At 67.6% G+C, this 22,073-nt stretch carries 21 protein-coding genes; 18 read left to right on the forward strand and 3 right to left on the reverse strand.

The genetic code is table 11. The features are described from left to right. Positions 1–8: 8 nt before the first annotated feature. The 14 genes from OG884_RS19530 (at position 9) to OG884_RS19595 (ending at position 16,277) form a co-directional block, all read left to right on the forward strand. Positions 9–686, forward strand: a complete 678-nt coding sequence (locus OG884_RS19530; protein ID WP_030916692.1) for an NADH-quinone oxidoreductase subunit C — start codon at positions 9–11, stop codon at positions 684–686. Then, positions 683–2,008: an NADH-quinone oxidoreductase subunit D gene (locus OG884_RS19535; RefSeq protein WP_442811706.1), complete on the forward strand. Its 1,326-nt coding sequence runs from the start codon at positions 683–685 to the stop codon at positions 2,006–2,008. The genes OG884_RS19530 and OG884_RS19535 overlap by 4 nt, the downstream gene beginning before the upstream one ends. An 86-nt stretch (positions 2,009–2,094) precedes the next feature. Next, entirely contained in the window at positions 2,095–2,757 is a 663-nt protein-coding gene (nuoE, locus tag OG884_RS19540; RefSeq protein WP_326646950.1) for an NADH-quinone oxidoreductase subunit NuoE, read from the forward strand. A gap of 154 nt (positions 2,758–2,911) precedes the next feature. After that, positions 2,912–4,198 (forward strand): NADH-quinone oxidoreductase subunit NuoF, encoded by a 1,287-nt coding sequence (gene nuoF, locus OG884_RS19545; RefSeq protein WP_326646827.1) that lies wholly within the window; start codon positions 2,912–2,914, stop codon positions 4,196–4,198. Positions 4,199–4,265: 67 nt separating this feature from the next. After that, positions 4,266–6,737 (forward strand): NADH-quinone oxidoreductase subunit G, encoded by a 2,472-nt coding sequence (locus tag OG884_RS19550; RefSeq protein ID WP_326646828.1) that lies wholly within the window; start codon positions 4,266–4,268, stop codon positions 6,735–6,737. Continuing rightward, the gene (gene nuoH / locus OG884_RS19555) at positions 6,737–8,086 is read left to right on the forward strand and encodes an NADH-quinone oxidoreductase subunit NuoH (RefSeq protein ID WP_326646829.1); all 1,350 of its coding nucleotides are present in this window, start codon (positions 6,737–6,739) and stop codon (positions 8,084–8,086) included. The genes OG884_RS19550 and nuoH overlap by 1 nt, the downstream gene beginning before the upstream one ends. Next, entirely contained in the window at positions 8,073–8,588 is a 516-nt protein-coding gene (nuoI, locus tag OG884_RS19560; RefSeq protein ID WP_326646830.1) for an NADH-quinone oxidoreductase subunit NuoI, read from the forward strand. Before nuoH ends, nuoI begins: the two co-directional genes overlap by 14 nt. Continuing rightward, the gene (locus OG884_RS19565) at positions 8,581–9,417 is read left to right on the forward strand and encodes an NADH-quinone oxidoreductase subunit J (RefSeq protein ID WP_326646831.1); all 837 of its coding nucleotides are present in this window, start codon (positions 8,581–8,583) and stop codon (positions 9,415–9,417) included. Before nuoI ends, OG884_RS19565 begins: the two co-directional genes overlap by 8 nt. After that, positions 9,414–9,710 carry an NADH-quinone oxidoreductase subunit NuoK gene (gene nuoK / locus OG884_RS19570; RefSeq protein ID WP_326634893.1) on the forward strand — a complete coding sequence of 99 codons (297 nt, stop codon included), beginning with the start codon at positions 9,414–9,416 and terminating at the stop codon, positions 9,708–9,710. Before OG884_RS19565 ends, nuoK begins: the two co-directional genes overlap by 4 nt. 66 nt (positions 9,711–9,776) lie before the next feature. Further along, complete coding sequence (gene nuoL / locus OG884_RS19575; protein ID WP_326646951.1) at positions 9,777–11,639, forward strand: NADH-quinone oxidoreductase subunit L; 1,863 nt, start codon at positions 9,777–9,779, stop codon at positions 11,637–11,639. After that, entirely contained in the window at positions 11,639–13,168 is a 1,530-nt protein-coding gene (locus OG884_RS19580; RefSeq protein WP_326634896.1) for an NADH-quinone oxidoreductase subunit M, read from the forward strand. Before nuoL ends, OG884_RS19580 begins: the two co-directional genes overlap by 1 nt. Further along, positions 13,165–14,715, forward strand: a complete 1,551-nt coding sequence (nuoN, locus tag OG884_RS19585) for an NADH-quinone oxidoreductase subunit NuoN (protein ID WP_442811486.1) — start codon at positions 13,165–13,167, stop codon at positions 14,713–14,715. The genes OG884_RS19580 and nuoN overlap by 4 nt, the downstream gene beginning before the upstream one ends. A 14-nt stretch (positions 14,716–14,729) precedes the next feature. Then, positions 14,730–15,725 (forward strand): polyprenyl synthetase family protein, encoded by a 996-nt coding sequence (locus OG884_RS19590; protein WP_326634898.1) that lies wholly within the window; start codon positions 14,730–14,732, stop codon positions 15,723–15,725. A gap of 150 nt (positions 15,726–15,875) precedes the next feature. Then, positions 15,876–16,277, forward strand: coding sequence for a MarR family winged helix-turn-helix transcriptional regulator (locus OG884_RS19595; protein WP_326634900.1), 402 nt, complete (start codon positions 15,876–15,878; stop codon positions 16,275–16,277). Positions 16,278–16,292: 15 nt separating this feature from the next. Here OG884_RS19595 and rarD read toward each other — a convergent pair whose 3' ends face one another. Then, a complete protein-coding gene (rarD, locus tag OG884_RS19600) occupies positions 16,293–17,213 on the reverse strand; it encodes an EamA family transporter RarD (RefSeq protein WP_326634902.1) in 921 nt (306 codons plus the stop codon). A gap of 136 nt (positions 17,214–17,349) precedes the next feature. Between rarD and msrA the strand changes: the two genes are divergently transcribed. Continuing rightward, positions 17,350–18,039: a peptide-methionine (S)-S-oxide reductase MsrA gene (msrA, locus tag OG884_RS19605; protein ID WP_326634903.1), complete on the forward strand. Its 690-nt coding sequence runs from the start codon at positions 17,350–17,352 to the stop codon at positions 18,037–18,039. Positions 18,040–18,205: 166 nt separating this feature from the next. On the opposite strand, the gene OG884_RS19610 is transcribed toward msrA, so the two are convergent. Together OG884_RS19610 and OG884_RS19615 are read right to left on the reverse strand one after the other, a co-directional pair. Continuing rightward, a complete protein-coding gene (locus OG884_RS19610) occupies positions 18,206–18,703 on the reverse strand; it encodes an SRPBCC family protein (RefSeq protein ID WP_326634904.1) in 498 nt (165 codons plus the stop codon). Continuing rightward, the gene (locus tag OG884_RS19615) at positions 18,700–19,062 is read right to left on the reverse strand and encodes a metalloregulator ArsR/SmtB family transcription factor (protein WP_326634906.1); all 363 of its coding nucleotides are present in this window, start codon (positions 19,060–19,062) and stop codon (positions 18,700–18,702) included. The genes OG884_RS19610 and OG884_RS19615 overlap by 4 nt, the downstream gene beginning before the upstream one ends. Before the next feature lie 422 nt (positions 19,063–19,484). Here OG884_RS19615 and OG884_RS19620 point away from each other — a divergent pair, with 422 nt between their 5' ends. The 3 genes from OG884_RS19620 to OG884_RS19630 all read left to right on the forward strand — a co-directional run bounded on the left by OG884_RS19620 (position 19,485) and on the right by OG884_RS19630 (position 21,864). Then, positions 19,485–20,633: a Fic family protein gene (locus OG884_RS19620; RefSeq protein ID WP_326634908.1), complete on the forward strand. Its 1,149-nt coding sequence runs from the start codon at positions 19,485–19,487 to the stop codon at positions 20,631–20,633. A gap of 189 nt (positions 20,634–20,822) precedes the next feature. Next, complete coding sequence (locus OG884_RS19625) at positions 20,823–21,425, forward strand: MerR family transcriptional regulator (protein WP_326634910.1); 603 nt, start codon at positions 20,823–20,825, stop codon at positions 21,423–21,425. After that, the gene (locus tag OG884_RS19630) at positions 21,415–21,864 is read left to right on the forward strand and encodes a hypothetical protein (RefSeq protein ID WP_326634912.1); all 450 of its coding nucleotides are present in this window, start codon (positions 21,415–21,417) and stop codon (positions 21,862–21,864) included. The genes OG884_RS19625 and OG884_RS19630 overlap by 11 nt, the downstream gene beginning before the upstream one ends. Positions 21,865–22,073 lie beyond the last annotated feature (209 nt).

The following is a 22,073-nucleotide window of genomic DNA, read 5'->3' on the forward strand; positions in this document are numbered from 1 at the left end:
CGACCGACATGAGCACTGAAAACCTCCCGGAGGTCCCGGAGGAGCCCATCGCCCGCCTGGGCATGTTCGGCACCTCGGGTACCGGAGACACCTCGGGCTACGGCCGCCTCGTCGTGCGGCGCAAGCCAGAGCTCTCCACCCCCCGCCCGTACGGCGGTTACTTCGACACCGTCGCCGACGAGCTGGAGCGCGCCCTCGGCGGCGACTTCGCCGACGCGGTGGAGCGCGTGGTCGTCGACCGCGGCGAGCTGACCTTCCACGTCAGGCGCGAGCGCCTGCTCGACGTCGTCAGGGCGCTGCGTGACGACGCCGCCCTGCGCTTCGAGCTCTCGCTCGGCGTGTCCGGTGTGCACTACCCCCACCTGGCGGGTCAGGAGCTGCACGCGGTGATCCACCTGTGCTCGATCACGCACAACCGCCGCCTGCGCGTCGAGGTCTCCTGCCCCGACGACGACCGGCACATTCCCTCCACGGTCTCCGTCTACCCGACGCACGACTGGCACGAGCGCGAGACCTGGGACTTCTTCGGCATCGTCTTCGACGGACACCCGGCGCTGACCCGCATCATGATGCCCGACGACTGGGACGGCCACCCCCAGCGCAAGGACTACCCGCTCGGCGGCATCCCGGTCGAGTACCGCGGCGCCGAGATTCCCGCGCCGGACCAGAGGAGGTCTTACACGTGAGCACCTTTAACGAGGAGGCCGCCGAGGGCACGGTCTACACCGTCTCCGGCAACGACTGGTCGGAACTGCTCGAAACCCTCACCGGCCAGCAGGACGAGCAGCTCGTCATCAACATGGGGCCCCAGCACCCGTCCACGCACGGCGTGCTCCGCCTGATCCTGAACCTGGACGGCGAGACGGTCACCGAGGCGCGCACGGTCATCGGCTACCTGCACACCGGCATCGAGAAGAACCTCGAGTTCCGGACGTGGACCCAGGGGACGACGTTCGTCACCCGGATGGACTACCTGGCGCCGATCTTCAACGAGACCGCCTACTGCATGGGCGTCGAGAGGCTGCTGGGCATCACCGACCGGGTCCCCGAGCGGGCCCAGGCCATCCGGGTGATGATGATGGAGCTCACCCGGATCTCCTCGCACATGGTGGCCATCGGCACCTTCGGCATGGAGCTGGGCGCGACCACGCCGTTCCTCTTCGGGTCCCGCGAGCGCGAGATGGTGCTCGACGTGATGGAGTACATCACCGGCCTGCGGATGAACATGGCCTACGTCCGGCCCGGCGGCGTCTCCGTCGACCTGCCGGCCGGCGCCGTCGACAAGGTCGGCGAGCTGCTCAAGGTCATGCCGGGGCGCATCAAGGACATGCGCAAGATGCTCGACGCGAACCCGGTCTACCTGGCCCGGACCAAGGACGTCGCCTACCTCGACCTCACCGGCTGCATGGCGCTGGGCGTCACCGGCCCGATGCTGCGGGCCGCGGGCCTGCCGTGGGACCTGCGCAAGTCGCAGCCCTACTGCGGCTACGAGACCTACGAGTTCGACGTCCCGACGGAGAAGACCGCCGACGTCTACGGCCGCTACCTGGTACGGGTGGCCGAGATGGAGGAGTCGCTCAAGATCATTGAGCAGGCTCTCGACCGACTCTCGGGCCCGCTCAAGGGCGGCCGGGTGATGGTCGACGACAAGAAGATCGGCTGGCCCGCGCAGCTCGCGCTCGGCCCCGACGGCCTGGGCAACTCGCCCGACCACATCGCGCACATCATGAGCGGCTCCATGGAGGCGCTGATCCACCACTTCAAGCTGGTGACCGAGGGCTTCAGGGTCCCGGCGGGGCAGGCGTACGCCTCGGTCGAGTCGCCCCGCGGCGAGCTCGGCGCCCACGTGGTCAGCGACGGGGGCACCCGCCCCTACCGTGTGCACTTCCGCGATCCGTCCTTCACGAACCTGCAGGCCATGCCCGCGACGTGCGAGGGCGGCATGGTCGCCGACGTCATCTCGGCGGTGGCCTCGATCGACCCGGTGATGGGAGGCGTCGACCGATGAGCACGCCCGACGAGAGAGCGGTTGCCGACGGTGCGCCGGTGGGCGGGCAGAGCACCCCGTCGAGCAACGAGGAGGTGAGCGCGACCATGACCAAGGGGTACGCGCCGGAAGTGCGCGAGCGCCTGGAGCGCGACGCCAAGGAGATCATCGGCCGCTACCCCAGGCCGCGGTCGGCACTGCTCCCCCTGCTGCACCTGGTGCAGTCCGAGGACGGCTACGTCTCCGACAACGGTCACGAGTTCTGCGCCGAGATACTCGGGCTGAGCAAGGCCGAGGTCGTGGGCGTCTCCACCTTCTACACGATGTACAAGCGCAGGCCGATGGGCCGATATCACGTGGGCGTGTGCGTCAACACGCTCTGCGCGGTCATGGGCGGCGACCAGATCTGGGACGAGCTCTCCGAGCACGCCGGTGTCGGTCACGACGAGACGACCCCGGACGGGAAGATCTCGCTGGAGCGGCTGGAGTGCAACGCCGCCTGCGACTTCGCCCCGGTGATGATGGTCAACTGGGAGTTCTTCGACAACCAGACACCGGCCTCGGCCAAGCAACTCGTCGACGACCTCAGGGACGGCAAGGAGCCCTCGCCGACCCGGGGTCCGAAGAAGCTCTGCACGTTCAAGGAGGCCTCGCGGGTACTCTCGGGCCTGCCCGACGGTCTGGCCGGTGACGGCCCCTCGGCGGCGGGTCCCTCACTGGAGGGCCTGAAGATCGCTAAGGCCAACGGGTGGAAGGCTCCCGAGGCGTGAACGGGCGCGAGGTCGACATGATCGGGCAAGTCGGCGCGTGCGGGCGCGAGGTCAACATGATCGGGCGAGCCGGCGCGTGCGGGCGCGACGGGCGAGCAGGTAGGCACGGCGCGGCCTCGTCACGGAGCGACGGGCTGCCAGGCGAGGAGACGAAGTGACCACTCTCACCCCGGTTCTCACCGCGAACTGGGACCAGCCGAACTCCTTCACCCTGGAGGGCTACGGCGACTACTCGGCGGCCAAGAAGGCGCTGGGCATGGATCCCGACGCGGTCATTCAGGTCGTCAAGGACTCCGGGCTGCGCGGCCGAGGCGGTGCGGGCTTCCCCACCGGCATGAAGTGGGGCTTCATCCCCCAGGGGGACGGCAAGCCGCACTATCTGGTGGTCAACGCCGACGAGTCCGAGCCCGGCACGTGCAAGGACATCCCGACGATGATGGCCAACCCGCACGCGCTGGTCGAGGGCATCATCATCACCGCGTACGCGATCCGGGCCAACCACGCCTTCATCTACGTGCGCGGCGAGGTGCTGCACGTCATCCGCCGCCTGCAGGCGGCCGTGGCCGAGGCGTACGCCAAGGGCTACCTCGGCACCGACCTCTTCGGCACCGGCTTCAACCTGGAGCTCGTCGTGCACAGCGGGGCGGGCGCCTACATCTGCGGCGAGGAGACGGCGCTGCTCGACTCGCTGGAGGGCTATCGCGGCCAACCTCGGCTCAAGCCCCCCTTCCCCGCCGTGGCGGGTCTCTACGCCTCGCCCACCGTGGTCAACAACGTCGAGTCGGTCGCGAGTGTTCCCTCGATCATCGCCAACGGCGCCGACTGGTTCGCCGGGATGGGCACCGAGAAGTCCAAGGGCTTCGGCATCTTCTCGCTGAGCGGCCACGTGACCCGGCCCGGCCAGTACGAGGCTCCCCTCGGCATCACGCTGCGCGAGCTGCTTGAGATGTCGGGCGGCATCAGGGAGGGCCACCGGCTCAAGTTCTGGACCCCCGGAGGGTCGAGCACCCCGATCTTCACGGACGAGCACCTGGACGTCCCGCTGGACTTCGAGTCCGTCGGCGCCAAGGGCTCGATGCTCGGCACCCGGGCACTGCAGATCTTCGACGAGACCACCTGCGTGGTGCGCGCCGTGCTCCGCTGGACCGAGTTCTACGCGCACGAGTCCTGCGGCAAGTGCACCCCCTGCCGGGAGGGCACCTACTGGCTCAAGCAGGTGCTCAAGCGGCTGGAGAAGGGCCAGGGCAGCGAAGAGGACCTGACCACGATCACCGACATCGCCGACAACATCCTGGGCCGCTCCTTCTGCGCCCTGGGTGACGGTGCCACCAGCCCCATCCACTCGTCGGTGAAGTATTTCCGCGACGAATACCTCAAGCACTTCGAGATCGGCGGCTGCCCGTTCGATCACGCCCCGTCCACGGTGTGGGGGGCGAAGTGAACGCGCGCGGGAAGGCAACCGGCAAGCACAGCACCGTCTCGGTCGCCAGGCCGACGGAGGAGACGCCATGACCGTCGAAGCCACCACTCCGGCGCAGGCGCCGGTGAACCTGGTCACCGTCACCATCGACGGCTTCCAGGTGAGCGTCCCGAAGGGCACGCTGATCATCCGGGCGGCCGAGCTGCTCGGCATCCAGATCCCCCGGTTCTGTGACCATCCGCTGCTGGAGCCGGCCGCCAACTGCCGCCAGTGCCTGGTGGACATCCCCGACGCCGGCAACGGCCGGGGGTTCCCCAAGCCGCAGCCCTCCTGCGCGATCGAGGTCGCCGAGGGCATGGTCGTCCAGACCCAGCTCACCTCGCCGGTCGCGGAGAAGGCGCAGCGCGGTGTCATGGAGCTGCTGCTGCTGAACCACCCGCTGGACTGCCCGGTCTGCGACAAGGGCGGCGAGTGCCCGCTGCAGAACCAGGCCATGTCCAACGGCCAGGGCGAGAGCCGCTTCGTGGAGAAGAAGCGGACCTTCGACAAGCCGGTCGCGCTCTCCTCGGAGGTGCTGCTCGACCGCGAGCGCTGCGTCCAGTGCGCGCGCTGCATCCGCTTCTCCGACGAGATCGCCGGCGACCCGCTCATCGACTTCTTCGAGCGCGGGGCCAAGGAGCAGGTCGGAGCCGCGGACGGACGTCCGTTCGAGTCCTACTTCTCCGGCAACACGGTGCAGATCTGCCCGGTCGGCGCGCTGACCGGTGCCGCCTACCGTTTCCAGGCCCGCCCGTTCGACCTGGTCTCCACGCCCAGTGCCTGTGAGCACTGCGCCGGCGGCTGCTCCCTGCGCACCGACCACCGGCGAGGCAAGGTCACCCGCCGCCTGGCCGGGGACGACCCCGAGGTCAACGAGGAGTGGAACTGCGACAAGGGTCGCTGGGCCTTCACCTACGCGACCCAGCCCGACCGGCTGAAGACCCCCCTCGTCCGTGACGAGGAGGGTCGCCTGGTCCCGGCCTCCTGGCCCGAGGCGTTCGCCGCCGCCGCCAAGGGGCTGTCCGCGGCGCGCGGGCGCGCGGGCGTGCTCGTCGGCGGTCGCGTCACCGTCGAGGAGGCGTACGCGTACTCGAAGTTCGCCCGGCTCGCGCTCGGGACGAACGACATCGACTTCCGCGCCAGGCCGCACTCCGAGGAGGAGGCGCGCTTCCTGGCGTACGCCGTCGCCGGCAAGGGCATCGAGGTGCGCTACGCCGATCTGGAGAAGGCTCCGGCGGTGCTGCTGGCGGGCTTCGAGCCCGACGAGGAGTCGCCGATCGTCTTCCTGCGCCTGCGCAAGGCATGGCGGAAGAAGGGGCTGAAGGTCTTCTCCGTCGCGCCGTTCGCCGGCCCCGGGCTGGCCAAGATGGGCGGCACGCTGATCCCGGCGGTGCCGGGCACCGAGACCGCCGTCCTGGACGACCTGGCCGCCGTCGACGTGATGGCCGCCGAGGCGATCAGGCAGCCGGGAGCGATCATCCTGGCCGGTGAGCGCCTCGCCACCGTGCCCGGTGCGCTGTCGGCACTGCTGCGGCTCGCCGAGTCCAGCGGTGCCGGGCTGGCCTGGATCCCGCGCCGCGCCGGTGAGCGCGGAGCCATCGAGGCCGGGGCGCTGCCGAACCTGCTGCCGATCGGCCGCCCGGTCGACGACGAGACCGCCCGCGCCGAGGTGGCCAGGGCCTGGGACGTCACCTCGCTGCCCGAGGGCGAGGGCCGCGACACCACCGCCATGCTGGCGGCGGCGCTCGACGGGCAACTCGACGCCCTCGTCGTCGCGGGTGTCGACCCCTACGACCTGGCCGCGCCGCAGGCGGCCCTGCTGGCCCTGGAGAACACCCCGTTCATCGTGAGCCTGGAGCAGCGCGCCAGCGCGGTCACCGACCGCGCCGACGTGGTGCTCCCCGTCGCCGTGGTGGCCGAGAAGTCGGGCACCTTCGTCGACTGGGAGGGGCGCGGGCGCTCCTTCGAGGAGGCACTCGGGGTTCCGGGGATCATGAGTGACCTGCGGGTCGTCTCGGCGATCGCCGACGCCATGGACGTGCACCTCGGCCTGCCCGACCCCGCCGCGGCCCGCCGCGAGATCGGTGCGATCGGCGCGTGGCGCGGCCCCAGGGCCCCCGCTCCCAGGGTGAGCGGTCAGGAGGCCGCCAGGCCGCAGGCGGGGGAGGCGGTCCTGGCCAGCTGGCACCTGCTGCTCGACGACGGCCGCCTGCAGGCCGGCGAGCCGTACCTGGCGGGCACCGCCCGTCCCGGCGTGGCGCTGGTGTCCGAGGCCACCGCCGCCGAGTGCGGCCTCACCGAGGGCGGCGAGGTGGTCGTCGGCACCGAGCACGGCTCGTTGAGCCTGCCCGTGCGGATCGCGGACCTGCCCGACCGGGTGGTGTGGCTGCCGGCCAACTCCGACGGCCGCTCGGTCACCCGTGACCTGCACGCCGTCGCCGGTGACGTGGTCAGGGTCGGCGCGGTGGGCACTACGGCCGGCGAGGCAAGCGCCGCCGGCGAAGCTAACGAGGAGCGGTAATGAATGCCCGGACTCTTCTAGCGGCCGATCCGACCCTCGCCGACTTCGGCAAGGACCCGCTCTGGATCAGCATCATCAAGGCCGTCGTCATCTTCATCGTCCTGATGCTGGGCGTGCTGTTCGGCGTGTGGTTCGAGCGCAAGCTCATCTCCCGCATGCAGAACCGGTACGGCCCCAACAGGGCGGGCAAGTTCGGGCTGCTCCAGTCGGTGGCCGACGGCCTGAAGATGGGGCTCAAGGAAGACCTGATGCCCCGGACCGTCGACAAGGTGATCTACTTCATCGCCCCGGTCGTCCTGGCGGTCCCGGCCTTCCTGGCCTTCTCCGTCATCCCGATGGGCCCGATGGTCTCGATGTTCGGCGTCCAGACGCCGTTGCAGCTCACCGACCTCCCGGTCGCGGTGCTGCTGGTGCTGGCGATGGCCTCGATCGGCGTGTACGGCATCGTGCTGGCCGGCTGGGGCTCGCGCTCCCCGTACTCGATCCTCGGCGGCCTGCGGGCCAGCGCCCAGGTGGTCTCGTACGAGATCGCGATGGGCCTGTCGTTCGTGGGCGTGTTCCTGTTCGCCGGGACGCTGTCCACCTCGGAGATCGTCGCGGCGCAGGCCTCGGGCGGGGTGTTCAGGCTGGGCGGCCTGGAGATCCCGATGCCCTCCTGGTACATGATCCTGCTGATCCCGTCCTTCCTGATCTACATCATCACGATGCTGGGCGAGACCAACCGGGTCCCCTTCGACCTGCCCGAGGGTGAGGGCGAGCTGGTCGGCGGCTTCCAGACCGAGTACTCCAACTCGCTGAAGTTCGCGGTCATCATGCTCGCGGAGTACGTCAACGTCTTCGTGGTCTCCGCGGTGTCCATCACCCTGTTCATGGGCGGCTGGCGGGCCCCGTGGCCGATCTCCATGTGGGACGGGGCGAACACCGGCTGGTGGCCGCTGCTCTGGTTCTTCGCCAAGATGGTGCTGGTCTTCGCCTTCTTCGTCTGGTGCCGCGCCTCGCTGCCGCGCGTCAGGTACGACCAGCTCATGGCCCTCGGCTGGAAGGTCCTCATCCCGATCAACCTGGCGTGGATCATGCTCGTGGCCACCGTCAGGGCCCTGCAGATCGACAACGTCAACCGGTCGTTCGTGCTCATCCTGGCCGCACTCGTGATGATCGGCTGCCTCGGGATCTGGTGGCGCTTCGACAGCGTGCTGCAGAAGCGCAAGGAGGCCAAGGCCGCCTTGGTCGAAGCCGAGTTCGAGCAACTCCAAGCCGAGCCGACCGCGGGTGGTTTCCCTGTGCCGCCGCTCGACCTGCCGCACTACCACGGGGTAGAGCGCAAGGAGGTTCCCAGTGGGAGCAACTGATTGGCTGAATCCCATCAAGGGATTCGGCGTGACCTTCCACACGATGTTCAAGAAGGTCGAGACGGTCAACTACCCCGAGGAGAAGCGGCCCACGGCTCCGCGCTTCCACGGCCGGCACCAGCTCAACCGCTGGCCCGACGGTCTGGAGAAGTGCGTCGGCTGTGAGCTGTGCGCCTGGGCCTGCCCGGCCGACGCGATCTTCGTCGAGGGTGCCGACAACACCGACGAGGCACGGTTCTCACCCGGTGAGCGCTACGGGCGCACCTACCAGATCAACTATCTGCGGTGCATCCTGTGCGGCCTGTGCATCGAAGCCTGCCCGACACGGGCGCTGACGATGACCAATGAGTACGATCTCGCCGACACCAGCCGTGAGAGCCTGATCTACACCAAGGAGATGCTGCTCGCACCGCTCGGTCCCGGCATGGAGATCCCGCCGCACCCCATGCGCCTTGGCGAGACCGAAGAGGACTACTACCGGCTGGGACGCAACAATGGGTGAGACCATCACGTTCTGGATCCTGGCGGTCGTCTCGGTATCGGCCGCACTCGGGCTCGTCTTCAGCCGCAAGGCGGTCTACTCGGCCCTGATGCTGGGCGTCGTCATGCTGTCGCTGGCCGTGCTCTACGCGGTGCAGGACGCCCCCTTCCTCGCCGCGGTGCAGATCATCGTCTACACCGGCGCGGTCATGATGCTCTTCCTGTTCGTCCTGATGCTCGTCGGCGTCGACTCCGCCGACTCGCTGGTCGAGACGATCAAGGGGCAGCGCATCTGGGCGGCGATCGCGGGCCTGGGCTTCGCCTTCCTGCTCGCCCTGGGGGTCGGCAACGCCACCTTCGCCGCGCCCGCCGGCCTGGCCGAGGCCACGAAGGCCGCGGGCGGCAACGTGCCCTCCCTGGCACAGCTGATCTTCACGCGGTACGTCTTCGCCTTCGAGGTCACCTCGGCGCTGCTGATCACCGCCGCGCTCGGCGCGATGGTGCTGGCGCACCGCGAGCGCATCCGGCCCAAGGCCACCCAGCGTGACCTGGCCCGCGCCCGGTTCAGCGGTCCGCAGCCCTCGCCGCTGCCGGGACCCGGCACCTACGCGCTGCACAACGCGATCGACATGCCGGCCCTGCTGCCCGACGGCACGGTCTCCGACAAGTCCATCAACCGGGTGCTCGCCAGGCACGAGATGGAGGGCGGCTTCGCGCCGACCGACCCGGTGAAGGCGGCGCTCATCAAGCAGGTCCTGGAGAAGGACGCGGAGCAAGACCGCGATTCCGACTCAGGCGACAAGCCCGTCCAGGTGGAGGACGCGGCGCCCCAGCAGGAGGACGGCAAGTGACCACTCACTACCTGGTGCTCTCCGCGCTGCTTTTCGCGATCGGCGCCATCGGCGTGCTGGTACGGCGCAACGCGATCGTGGTGTTCATGTGCGTGGAGCTCATGCTCAACGCCTGCAACCTCGCGTTCGTCGCCTTCGCCAGGCAGCAGGGCAACCTGGACGGCCAGATCATCGCGTTCTTCGTGATGGTGGTGGCCGCGGCCGAGGTCGTCATCGGCCTCGCCATCATCGTGATGATCTTCCGAACCCGCAGGTCCGCGTCGGTGGACGACGCGAACCTGCTGAAGTACTAAGAGGTGGCCGTGGAACCCGCTGAGATCATCCAGCATTCCGGGGGTGTGATCGGAGTCTCCTGGCTCATGGTCGCGCTCCCGCTGCTCGGTGCCGCGATCCTGCTGCTGTTCGGGCGCCGCACCGACCGCTGGGGTCACCTCCTCGGTGTCGCGATGTCCCTGGGCGCGTTCGCGGTGGCGGTCGCCGCCTTCGTCCAGCTGCTCGGTCTGCCCGAGGCCCAGCGCCGCCAGGGTGTCAGGCTCTACGAGTTCATTCCCGGCCTCGCCGACATGGGGCTGCTGATCGACCCGCTGTCGATCGGCTTCGCCCTGCTGATCACCGGTGTGGGATCGCTGATCCACATCTACTCGATCGGCTACATGTCGCACGACCCGGGTCGGCGCCGGTTCTTCGCGTACCTGAACCTGTTCGTCGCCGCGATGCTCCTGCTGGTGCTGGCCGACAACTACGTCGTCCTGTTCGTCGGCTGGGAGGGTGTGGGCCTCGCCTCGTACCTGCTGATCGGCTTCTGGCAGTTCAAGCCCACGGCGGCGGCCGCGGCCAAGAAGGCGTTCATCGTCAACCGCGTCGGCGACTTCGGCCTGCTGATCGCGATCTTCACGATCTGGACGACGTTCGGCTCGGTCGCCTTCAACGAGCTCACCGGGGGTGTCGTCGGCGGGGCGATCTCCTCCGGCGCCGCCTCCCAGGGCACGATCACCGCGGTCGGCCTGCTGCTGCTCCTCGGCGCCTGCGGCAAGTCGGCCCAGCTGCCGCTGCAGTCGTGGCTGCTGGACGCGATGGAGGGCCCGACCCCGGTCTCGGCACTCATCCACGCCGCGACCATGGTCACCGCGGGCGTCTACCTGGTCGTCCGCTCCGGCGCGTTCTTCGAGGCCGCCCCGACCGCGCAGCTCGTGGTGACGATCGTCGGTGTGGCCACGCTGCTCGCCGGTGCGATCATCGGTTGCGCCAAGGACGACATCAAGAAGGGCCTCGCCGGTTCGACCATGTCGCAGATCGGCTACATGATGCTCGGCGCGGGCCTCGGCCCGGTGGGCTACGCCTTCGCCATCGCGCACCTGATCGCGCACGGCTTCTTCAAGGCCAACATGTTCCTCGGGGCGGGCTCGGTCATGCACGCCATGAACGACGAGGTCGACATGCGTAAGTACGGTGGCCTGTTCTCGGTGATGAAGGTCACCGCGGCCACCTTCATGATCGGCTACCTCGCGATCATCGGCTTCCCGCTGCTGTCCGGCTACTTCACCAAGGACGGCATCATCGAGACGGCCATGGAGCACAACCAGATCCTCGGCTGGCTCGCGGTCGTCGGCGCGGGCATCACCGGCTTCTACATGTCGCGGATGGTCTTCATGACCTTCTTCGGCAAGCGGCGCTGGGCCGACGACGCGCACCCGCACGAGTCGCCCTCCGTGATGACCGTGCCGCTGATCCTGCTGTCGATCGGCTCGGTCTTCCTGGGCGCCTTCCTGATCCTGGACAACCGGCTCATGCGCTTCCTCGCCCCGGCGGTCGGTCTGCCCGAGCATCTCCCCGGGTTCCACCCCTTCAGCGTCCCCGGCCTGACCACGCTCGCGCTGGTCGCCGTCGGCGTCGTCTACGCCTGGTTCCGCTACGGTGCCGCCGAGGTGCCCCGGGTCGCCCCGCGCGGCTCGTTCCTCACCACGTTCGCCCGCCGTGACCTGTACGGCGACGCCCTGAACGAGGCGCTGTTCATGCGCCCCGGCCAGTGGCTGGCCCGGTTCGCGGTGTTCTTCGACAACCGCGGCATCGACGGCCTGGTCAACGGCCTGGCGGCGGGGATCGGCGGGACCTCCGGGCGGCTGCGCCGCATCCAGACCGGCTACGTGCGGTCCTACGCGTTGTCCATCCTCTTCGGTGCCGCCGTGGTCGTTGGCGCGCTGCTCTACGTAGGGAACATGTGATGCCCTGGCTCTCGACCCTGATTGCCGTGCCCGTTCTGGGCGCGGTGGGTGTCTCCCTTGTCAAGAGTGACAAGCTCGCCAAACAGCTGGCCCTGGTGGTCTCGCTGGTCGTGCTGGCGCTCACCGGCGCCCTCGCGTACCTGTTCGAACCGGTCTCCGAGACGCGCTTCCAGTTCGCCGAGGTCTACGAGTGGATTCCGCGGTTCGGCGTCCACTACGGCGTCGGCGTGGACGGCATCGCCCTGGTGCTGATCGCGCTGTCGGCGGTGCTCGTGCCGATCGTGATCCTCGCCTCCTGGCACGACGCCGACGGAACCGGGGCCGCGGCCACGCCCAAGCGCTCGGTGAAGACCTACTTCGCGCTGCTGCTGGTGCTGGAAGCGATGATGATCGGCGTCTTCGCGGCGACCGACGTCTTCCTCTTCTACGTCTTCTTCGAAGCCATGCTCATCCCGATGTACTTCATGATCGGGTCGTACGGTGGAGTCCAGCGGTCCTACGCGGCCGTGAAGTTCCTGCTGTACTCGCTCTTCGGCGGCCTGCTCATGCTGGTCGCGGTGATCGCGCTCTACGTGATCGCCGACAAGGGCACGTTCATGTTCCCCGAGCTGATCGGCGTCATCCAGGACCCGACCACGCAGAAGTGGCTCTTCGCGGGCTTCTTCATCGCGTTCGCGGTCAAGGCGCCGCTCTGGCCGTTCCACACCTGGCTGCCCGACGCCGCCGCGCAGGCTCCGGCCGGTGCCGCGGTGCTGCTGGTGGGCGTGCTGGACAAGGTCGGCACGTACGGGATGCTCCGCTTCTGCCTGGAGCTCTTCCCGGACGCGTCGAAGTTCTTCACCCCGCTGGTGATCGTGCTAGCGGTGGTGGGCATCGTCTACGGCGCGATCGTGGCGATCGGCCAGACCGACATGAAGCGCCTGATCGCCTACACCTCGATCTCGCACTTCGGCTTCATCGCGCTGGGCGTCTTCGCGATGACCAAGGACGCGGGGGCGGGCGCCACCCTCTACATGGTCAACCACGGCTTCTCGACCGGCGCGCTCTTCCTGGTCGCCGGATTCCTGATCTACCGCCGGGGTTCCAGCCAGATCGCCGACTACGGAGGCGTGCAGAAGGTCGCCCCGCTGCTCGCCGGCACCTTCCTGATCGCCGGCCTGTCCGGGCTCTCCCTACCGGGACTGTCCACGTTCGTCAGCGAGTTCATGGTCCTGATCGGCACCTTCGAGCGCTATCCGGTCGCGGCGATCATCGCGACGAGCGGTGTCGTCCTGGCGGCCGTCTACGTCCTGTGGATGTACCAGCGCACCATGACCGGCCCCTCGAAGGAGTCGGCCTACGTCATGCCCGACCTCAACCGGCGTGAGATCTGGGTGATGGGCCCGCTGGTCGCGGTGATCATCGCCTTGGGCTTCTTCCCCAAGCCGGTGCTTGACGTGATCAATCCCGCGGTCGACAAGACGATCTCCAGCGTCCACATCGAACCGTTCACGCCCGCCGTGGCAGAGAAGAAGGGGGCCGGCCAGTGAACGGCACCATCCAAGCCCCGACAATCGAGTACGCGCTGCTCGCGCCGATGCTGCTGGTGTTCGGTGCGGCTGTCCTCGGGGTGCTGGCCGAGGCGTTCGCGCCCCGCTACCTGCGCAAGTCGATCCAGATGCCGCTCACGCTGCTCGCCCTGCTCGGCGCGTTCGTCATGACCGTCCTCAACGGCGTCACCGGCCTGCCGGATGCCCCGGCGGCCATGGGCTCGGTCGCGGTGGACGGGCCCTCCCTGTTCATCTGGGGCATCATCCTCGTCCTGGCGCTGGTCAGCACGCTTCTGATCAACGACGAGGACCAGTTCGTCGCGCAGGCGGCGGCGGTACCGGGAAGCCCGGACGAGGAGGAGGCGATCCTCAGCGGATACGCCCAGACCGAGGTCTACCCGCTGCTGCTGTTCTCGGTCGGCGGCATGCTGCTCTTCGCCTCCGCCAATGACCTGCTGGCCATGTTCGTCGGCCTTGAGGTCATGTCCCTGCCGCTGTACCTGCTCTGCGGCCTGGCCCGCCACCGCCGCCTGCTCTCGCAGGAGGCCTCGGTCAAGTACTTCCTGCTCGGCGCGTTCTCCTCGGCCTTCTTCCTGTACGGCACGGCCCTGGTCTACGGCTACGCCGGGTCGGTGGACCTGAAGGCCATCAGCGCCGCGCTCAGCGTGGTCAGCGGCCAGGAGACGCTGCTGCTGGTCGGCCTGGCGCTGCTCGGCGTCGGCCTGCTCTTCAAGATCGGAGCCGCGCCGTTCCAGGCGTGGAAGCCCGACGTCTACCAGGGAGCGCCCACCGCGGTCACCGCTCTGATGGCCTCCACGGTGCTCGTGGCGGCCTTCGGCGCCGTGCTGAGGGTTTTCTGGGTCGCCCTGGGCGGCCTGGAGTGGGACTGGAAGCCGGTCATGTGGGGCATCGCGATCCTGACGATGATCGTCGGTGCGATCCTGGCCATCACCCAGACCGAGATCAAGCGCATGCTCGCCTACTCCTCGATCGCGCACGCGGGCTTCCTGCTCACCGGCGTCGTCGCGATCGGCGCCGCCGAGCAGAACAAGCTCGCCCTGTCGGCCATCCTGTTCTACCTGGCCGCGTACGGCTTCACCACGGTCGGCGCCTTCGCGGTCGTCACCATGGTCCGTGACGCGGGCGGCGAGGCCGGGCACCTGTCCCGCTGGGCCGGTCTGGGCAAGCGTGCTCCCGTTCTCGCGGGTGTTTTCGCCTTCTTTTTGCTGGCATTCGCCGGCATCCCGCTCACGAGCGGCTTCTTCGGCAAGTACGCCGTCTTCTCGGCGGCGGTCGCCGGAGACGCTCTGCCGCTGGTCATCGTGGGTGTGGTCAGCTCGGCGATCGCCGCGTTCTTCTACGTCCGGGTGATCGTGCTGATGTTCTTCAACGAGCCTGTCGTCGACGGGCCGTCCATCGCGACGCCCACGGTGGGCACCTCGGCTGTGGTCGCTCTCGCCGCAGCGGCTACGGTAGTGCTGGGGGTTTTCCCGCAGCCGGTGCTCGATCTCGCGGATCAGGCTGCGTCCGCGCTGTTCATACGCTAGAGGAGTAACGGTTCATGGCTGCGCCACCGGTTGTTGATCTTCCGTTTGCCGACGAACGGTTGGCGCAGGACCTCGCTACCGGCCTGGCCGAGGTCGAGAAACTGCTGCGATCCTCGGTGGAGAGTGAGGACGCCTTCGTCACGGAGGCGTCCAAGCACCTCATCGAGGCGGGCGGCAAGAGGTTCCGGGCCATGCTGGTCCTGCTCGCCGCCCAGTTCGGCTCACCCGCGGCGGCGGGAGTGGTGCCCGGGGCCGTGGTGATCGAGCTGACCCACCTGGCGACGCTCTACCACGACGACGTGATGGACGAGGCCCCGGTCCGCCGGGGCTCCCCGTCGGCCAACGCCCGCTGGGACAACACCGTGGCCATCCTGACCGGCGACTACCTGTTCGCCCAGGCCTCGGAGATCCTCGCCGACCTTGGCTCCGACGTCATCAGGATCCAGGCGCAGACGTTCTCCCGCCTGGTCCGCGGCCAGATCCGGGAGACCATCGGCCCCCGCTCCGGTGAGGACCCGGTGGCCCACTACATCGGGGTGCTGGCCGACAAGACCGGCTCGTTGATCGCCACCTCCGGCCGGTTCGGCGCCATGCTCAGCGGTGCCACGCCCGAAGTGGTCGAGCGACTGACCCGGGCCTGCGAGGCCATCGGGGTCGCCTGGCAGCTCGGTGACGACCTGCTGGACGTCGCCGCGGAGACGGCCGAGTCGGGCAAGACGCCTGGCACCGACCTGCGCGAGGGCATCCGGACCCTGCCCGTGCTCTACGTCCTGGCGGCGGACAACCCCGAGAGTGCCCGGCTGCGTGAGTTGCTGGCCGGTCCGGTGGCGGAGAAGGACATCGAGGAGGCCCTGCGTCTGCTCCGCGCCGACACCGCCATGGGACATGCCCGCGCCGAGCTGCTCGACTGGGCCGACCGTGCTCGCGAGGATCTCGCGGGCCTTCCCGACATCCCGGCTCGCGCCGCCTACCTGGCACTCTGCGACTACGTCGTCGAGCGCTCCGGCTGACCACCGGTCCAGGACAGGACCCGGTCCGGCTCGGCGGCAACGCAGATCCAGGTTTTCCGTGGTTGTTTCGCGACGTTGCTTGCATGGCAAAGCAAATATTGTATGTGCACGTAGACTCCTCCCGGACAGCACACTCCAGGAGGAATCACCATGTCATGGGACCATTTCGCCCTCTTGCACGCACGCGTGGAGGCGGAGTTGGCCAAGGCACTCCAGCGCGGTCACGGCCTGGGGCTGTCGGAGTACCGCGCGCTGATCCGGCTTGCCGCCGCTTCCGACGGCTGCATGCGCATGCAGGAGCTCGCCGAGGCGGTGGGTCTCAACCAGAGCTCGGTGACCCGCCTCGTCGCCCGCCTCGAAGAGGCCGGGATGACCCGGCGCGACCTCTGCTCGGATGACCGTCGCGGCGTCTACTCGGTGATCACCGAAGAGGGGCGCGCCCGCCTGACCGACGCCACGCCCACCTATGAACGCTCCCTGGCCGCCGCGCTGGAGCAGGCGGGCATCGACCCGCTCTTCACACCCCTGGTCCTCGCCGTACGCGGCTCTTGAGTCCTTGAACAGGGTTTATGTGGCGTTCTGTGCGGCCAAGGGTTCGGGCGTCGTGCGGCGGGCCTGAGTGGCCGTCCTGAGGCTGTCCCAGGTGAAGACCGACAGCGCCAGCCAGATGATGGCGAATCCCACCCAGCGGCTGGGCGGCATGACCTCGTGCAGGACGACCACCCCGCACAGGAACTGCAGGATCGGGGCGATGTACTGCAGCAGGCCGATCGTGGTGAGCGGCACCCGGATCGCGGCGGCGGTGAAGCAGAGCATCGGAACGGCGGTGACCACGCCGGCTCCGGCCAGCAGGAGCGTGTGTCCCGCACCCCAGTTCCCGAACGTGCTCGCCCCCTGCTGCCCCAGGTAGGCCAGGTAGGCCAGCGCGGGCAGCAGCAGTACCAGCGTCTCGACCGTCATGCTCTCCGCCGCACCCACCCCGGCGGTCTTCTTGATCAGCCCGTAGGTGCCGAAACTGGCGGCCAGCGCCAGCGCGATCCACGGCGGACGCCCGTAGTCGACGGCCAGCACGACCACGGCCGCCGCCCCCAGCCCCACCGCGGCCCACTGCCACGGCCGCAGCCGCTCCTTCAGCAGCAGGACGCCGAAGAGCACGCTGATCAGGGGGGTGATGAAGTAGCCGAACGAGCTCTCGACCACGTGCCCGGTGTTGACGGCGTAGATGTAGACGCCCCAGTTGAGCGTGACGAGCACCGCGGCCAGGACGAGAAGGCCGATCTTTCTCGGGGTGCGCAGGAGCTCGCGGAACCAGGACCAGTGGCGCCGCACCGCCAGGATGGCGACGACGGCGACCAGGGACCAGGCGATGCGGTGGGCCAGGATCTCCAGGGCGCCGGAGGGCTTCAGGAGCGGCCAGTAGAGCGGGAACAGGCCCCACATGGAGTAGGCGGCGATGCCGTACAGAACTCCACGGCGTGTTTCAGGCATGACCCCTATCTTTACTCCTTACTGAATTTAACACAATTTAGCTGTACTTTTCGATCAGTTAAGAAACTCTTGCGGGAACACGGGAGGGGCGCCCACTGTTGCCTTCTGGTGAGAACGTGTCAGGAGGAGGTTCGCAATGGGCTGGTTGTTCGGCAAGGACAAGACTTCCATGGTGTCCCCGGAGAACGCGCTCCCGGGTCGTGCCACGAGGATGGCGGTGCCCGGGCGTCATGAGGTTCTCGACGCCCCGCCGGCTCCGCCGTACCCCGAGGGGAGCGAGATCGCGGACTTCGGCCTCGGCTGTTTCTGGGGCGCCGAGCGCATTTTCTGGCAGACCCCGGGTGTGGTCTCCACCTCGGTCGGCTACGGGGGCGGCTACACCCAGAACCCGACCTACGAGGAGGTCTGCACCGGCCAGACCGGTCACACCGAGCTCGTCCGCGTCGTCTTCGACCCGGCACGGGTGTCCTACGAGGAACTGCTGCGCGTCTTCTGGGAGTCGCACAACCCCACCCAGGGCATGCGCCAGGGCAACGACGTCGGCACGCAGTACCGCTCGGCGATCTACCTCCACTCACCCGAGCAGGAGAAGGCAGCCCTGGCCTCGCGTGACGCCTACCAGAAGGTCCTCACCGACTCCGGCTACGGCGCCATCACCACCGAGATCGCTCCCGCCGGCGACTACTTCCACGCGGAGCGGTATCACCAGCAGTATCTCTACAAGAACCCCGGCGGTTACTGCGGCATCGGCGGCACCAACGTCAAGCTGGGTGACCCGTCCGAGTGGGCCGCCTGCCAGACGGGCCTTGTCCCGACGGAGGAATGACCCTCCAGGTTTCGCCTGTACGGCTCGTGCCCGATTCCTGAGTACGAGTCGTGCCGTCTGTGTGGTTTCGTCGTCATCCTTGTGTCGATCCGTCGCCCCAGCGCGGGTAGGCGCGCCGGTCCAGGTCTTCGACGGCGCGCTCGGGCCGGTCGGGCACTGTCGAATGTCAGCTTGTGGACAACTCGTCGAAGTAGCCTTTCATCAGGGGGTAATAGTCGGTGAAGTCGGGCTTGGGGGAGCCTTCGCGCGCAGCCACGAGCATGTCCAGGTAGTACTCCCAGCCGGGACCGATCTCTCCGATACCGTCTTCGCTGACAAGGTGCTGCACGAGCCGCAATTCCGTCGAACCATCCGTTTCTAACAGCGATAGCTCCAACCGCCAGGCCCCGGACTCATCGGTCATCGACAGGGCCAGCCGCCGCGGTGGATCGCATGCGTCGATTCGCATTTCGCACCACGGCATCTGCTCTTCGAACACCATCTGCACCTTGACCGTCCGGCCGGAGGCGGCCTCACCCTCCCACGGCCCGAACCAGAGGGCCGTCCGGTCGGATTCGGTGATACTGGCCCACACATCCTCGGCGGGTGCGCGGAACGTACGACTGAGGACCAGATCGCTTCCGGTGTCGGTGCGAAACAGCCGGCCAGTAGGTGTGGGGCTCATGCGGTGTTCCTCTTTTCCGGGTCTGCCGTGTCGCGCTTCCGGCGCTCACGGCGGGTTCGATAGACCTCTGTCTCGAGTGCGTCGAGGCGACGTTCCCAACCGGAGGGGCGGATGAACAGGGCAAGCCATTTGGCGAGCTCACCCAGTTGCTCGGCGTCAAGCACGTAGAACCGCTGTCGACCGACAAGTTCGTCGTGAATCAGCCCGCTCTCTCGGAGGACGCGAAGATGCCGGCTCACGGCAGGCCTGCTGATCGCGAAGCATCCGGCGATCTCTCCTGCGGTGAGGCGTTCGTTCCGCAGCATCAGCAGGATCTCCCGCCGCACGGGGTCCGCGATCGCGCCCGCCACCTTGTCCACCCATGAAGCGTAACCTATCGGTTACGCGTTTGGCGACCCGTTTGCAGGTGTTTTGCGGATACCGCGGCCTCGGTGGCACCGACTGCTCCTGGCGGCATGGCGGGCGGTGACGATGCAGGAGGAGATCATCTGATCGGGTTCGGCGACCGGCGGCATCGGCTGTTTCTCCCTGGAGACCCAGGTGAAGTCGAGGCCGACCGACTCTCGCAGCCTGACTTGAGGCGCCGACAGGAAACCCATCGTCACGCCGTCGGCACCTCGTGGGTTACCACAGCGTTGTTGGCACCAACGTCAAGCTAGGTGACCCGTCCGAGTGGTGCAGCCCTTGGCGGGGCAAGTCCGGTATCCGGCCTGCTCGCCGTACTCCGGCGGGAGAAAGTGAGGAGGTTGACTTGATGACACAATGATGATGTCATCAAGTCATGTTGTACCGTACGCCGAAGCTGGACGAAGCCGACCGCCGGGCACTCGAAGAGATCGAGCGGATGCGGTACGACCTGCGCATGCATGTTCGGCCGCAGACTCGCTGGACCAAGCAGTTGCGTAGAAGTCTCACTGCCAGGGCCATCGTCGGTTCCAACACGATCGAGGGTTACGCGGCCTCCGTTGATGATGTCGAGGCACTCATGGCTGGGGAGGAACCTCTGGAGTCCAGCGAGAGCACTCGCAGGGAACTGGAGGGCTACCAGCGGGCCATGACCTACATTCAGGGTCTGTCCGACGCCGGCGATGAGTTCGCTTATGATCTGGGCCTGCTGAACGGCCTCCACTTCATGATCCAGGAACATCACCCGGACAAGCGCCCCGGCCGACTCCGTCAAGGCCAGGTCTACGTCACCAGCCCTGATGATCCTGCCGTGGCCGCCTACACCGGACCGGATCCCGAGTCGGTCCCGGCTCTCATGGGTGAACTGGTCGCGTGGCTCAACGAAGGAGACCTCGATGCTCCAGTGCATGTCCGTGCCTCGATGGCGCATCTGAACCTGGTGAAGATCCACCCCTGGGCCGATGGCAACGGCCGCATGTCACGAGCGCTGTCCACCCTGGTGTTCGCACGAGAGGCACTGATGCCCGCGGAGTTCTCCTCGATCGAGGAATGGCTCGGCAGGGGGCAGAACACCTACGCCTACTACCAGGTTTTGGGCGGGGTGGGCGGCCCTGAGTGGAGTCCCGGACGGGACACTCATCCATGGATCAAGTTCTGTCTGCGGGCTCACCATATTCAGGCTCAGCAGGCGAAGCGCCGTGTCGATCTGCTGAGCCGTGCGTGGATGGAGTTGTCGGCCGCTACGGCCGCTGCGGGACTCGATGAACGAACCGTTTTCGCGCTTCTGCCCGCTTTTTGGGGTTCGCGTGTCCGGCGTACTGTTTATCAGCAGGACGCGGAGTTGAGCACCCAGCAGGCTATAAGGGACATCCGAGAACTTTGTCGGTTAGGGTGGCTGGCTCCTCAGGGACAGGCGAGGGGACGCTACTACGTAGCAGGTCCGGTTATGCAACCGGTCCTTTCCTCGGTACAGCAATCCACACAGCCCTACATAGATCCATATCGCGATCGCGAGGCGTCCTGACCTGACACCGGATGGAGTCCACGGCCTCCCGTTCGACGAACTCCGAGATTGTCGACCCCAACGGCTACTGCGGGATCGGTGGCACCAACGTCAAGCCAGGTGACCCGTCTTGCCGAAAGATCAAAGCTTGACTCCCGATTTTGGGTCTGAAACAGGGAGTAGCATGAAAGGGGAAGGAGAACCATCCTCATGGCTGATGTCAGACCCCGGAAGTCTTCGACGGGAGCGGCTAAGAAGCGAAAGCATCGGACGCTCCCGCCGCAAGGTGATCGCGAGACGGGTGGCACGGCGCAGGCTCCTCGTAGGAAAGAGATCGAGGAGCGGGCGGCGCTGGTCTTGTTCGAGCAGGCACAACGGCTGGACGGGGTGGCTGCCAGCACTCATGAGACCGGCACCCGTGACACGGTCCGGGAGGTCGTCCAGGATCTGCTCGCTCACGCCGAGCCGGTGCGGGCGACGATCGCGTCGAAGATTCTCGGTGTTGACGAGAAGACGGTTCGCTCGTGGGCCAAGGAGGGGCTGCTCGTCCCGGTCAGGGGGAGACCCCGCCTGATGCTTGAAGCCGAGCGTCTGTATACCGTGGCAACCCTCGTCCAGGATCTACGCCGGGCCGGCCGCACCCGGAATCTGGTCGAGGCGGTCTGGCAGCGCCTGCAGGACCGGGAGCTTCTGGAGAACGATCAGCTGACCGACGGTCTTCGGCAGATGGAACAGGGCGAGGGCCGTCCGTGGCGGGAGATCAGAGCAGAGTGGAGTTCCAAGAATTCGGAGCTGACTGCCGGTGAAGACTGAGGTCTACCTCTCGGTTCTCGCGGAGAAGCACGCTGAGACCTTGCGCGGGGTGGATCTCAGGTCATTCGTCGCCTTTGTCCGTGATCTGGAAGCGCGGGGTTGCGCGGCCCTTGGATATCGGCTCACGGGGGAACTCCCGGTGAGTCGGCTGTGCGTCAAGCATTTGAGAGGCGCCATGCGCGTCGTGGTCGCCTTCAAAGAGCCGGGTCATGCATGGGTCCTGATGCTGGGACCTCATGATGAGCGCAACCGGACGCGCGATGTCTATACCTCGCTGTGGGAAGTATGCGGGCTGGATGCGCCGCCGATGGGTGAACGCACCAAGCCCGCCTGTTGTGACGACGGTGGTGCGGACCCGAACCTGCCGGAAATAGATGATCTGGTGACTCGTTGTCGTGATCTCGCCAAGCCGCCTCGTCGGCGTAAGCGCCCAAGCTGACGACCTCCGGACTGAACGGTCATTGCACACCGACTGGCACAGGCGTGGCCTGCCCGGTCGGCCTGATGTTCAGGGCAGCGGTCTCACCGCCATCCTGGCCCAGGATCCCTCGGCAGCCTCGGTGTCGATCGTGGGTCGGAGCAGTTCCCGCAATAATATCACTAAAGGTTTAAAACCATCTATATAGCTATAAAAGGGGTGTGGCGAGG

It is taken from the genome of Streptosporangium sp. NBC_01755, assembly GCF_035917995.1.
GTDB lineage: Bacteria > Actinomycetota > Actinomycetes > Streptosporangiales > Streptosporangiaceae > Streptosporangium.

Excerpts from the sequence above, each read along its gene's own strand:
- OG884_RS19530 (WP_030916692.1), top strand. The coding sequence starts at position 9 with ATGAGCACTGAAAACCTCCCGGAGGTCCCGGAGGAGCCCATCGCCCGC.
- nuoE (WP_326646950.1), top strand. The coding sequence starts at position 2,095 with ATGACCAAGGGGTACGCGCCGGAAGTGCGCGAGCGCCTGGAGCGCGAC.
- OG884_RS19550 (WP_326646828.1), top strand. The coding sequence starts at position 4,266 with ATGACCGTCGAAGCCACCACTCCGGCGCAGGCGCCGGTGAACCTGGTC.
- nuoH (WP_326646829.1), top strand. The coding sequence starts at position 6,737 with ATGAATGCCCGGACTCTTCTAGCGGCCGATCCGACCCTCGCCGACTTC.
- OG884_RS19565 (WP_326646831.1), top strand. The coding sequence starts at position 8,581 with ATGGGTGAGACCATCACGTTCTGGATCCTGGCGGTCGTCTCGGTATCG.
- nuoL (WP_326646951.1), top strand. The coding sequence starts at position 9,777 with ATGGTCGCGCTCCCGCTGCTCGGTGCCGCGATCCTGCTGCTGTTCGGG.
- OG884_RS19580 (WP_326634896.1), top strand. The coding sequence starts at position 11,639 with ATGCCCTGGCTCTCGACCCTGATTGCCGTGCCCGTTCTGGGCGCGGTG.
- OG884_RS19590 (WP_326634898.1), top strand. The coding sequence starts at position 14,730 with ATGGCTGCGCCACCGGTTGTTGATCTTCCGTTTGCCGACGAACGGTTG.
- OG884_RS19595 (WP_326634900.1), top strand. The coding sequence starts at position 15,876 with ATGTCATGGGACCATTTCGCCCTCTTGCACGCACGCGTGGAGGCGGAG.
- rarD (WP_326634902.1), bottom strand. The coding sequence starts at position 17,213 with ATGCCTGAAACACGCCGTGGAGTTCTGTACGGCATCGCCGCCTACTCC.
- msrA (WP_326634903.1), top strand. The coding sequence starts at position 17,350 with ATGGGCTGGTTGTTCGGCAAGGACAAGACTTCCATGGTGTCCCCGGAG.
- OG884_RS19610 (WP_326634904.1), bottom strand. The coding sequence starts at position 18,703 with ATGAGCCCCACACCTACTGGCCGGCTGTTTCGCACCGACACCGGAAGC.
- OG884_RS19620 (WP_326634908.1), top strand. The coding sequence starts at position 19,485 with ATGTTGTACCGTACGCCGAAGCTGGACGAAGCCGACCGCCGGGCACTC.
- OG884_RS19625 (WP_326634910.1), top strand. The coding sequence starts at position 20,823 with ATGGCTGATGTCAGACCCCGGAAGTCTTCGACGGGAGCGGCTAAGAAG.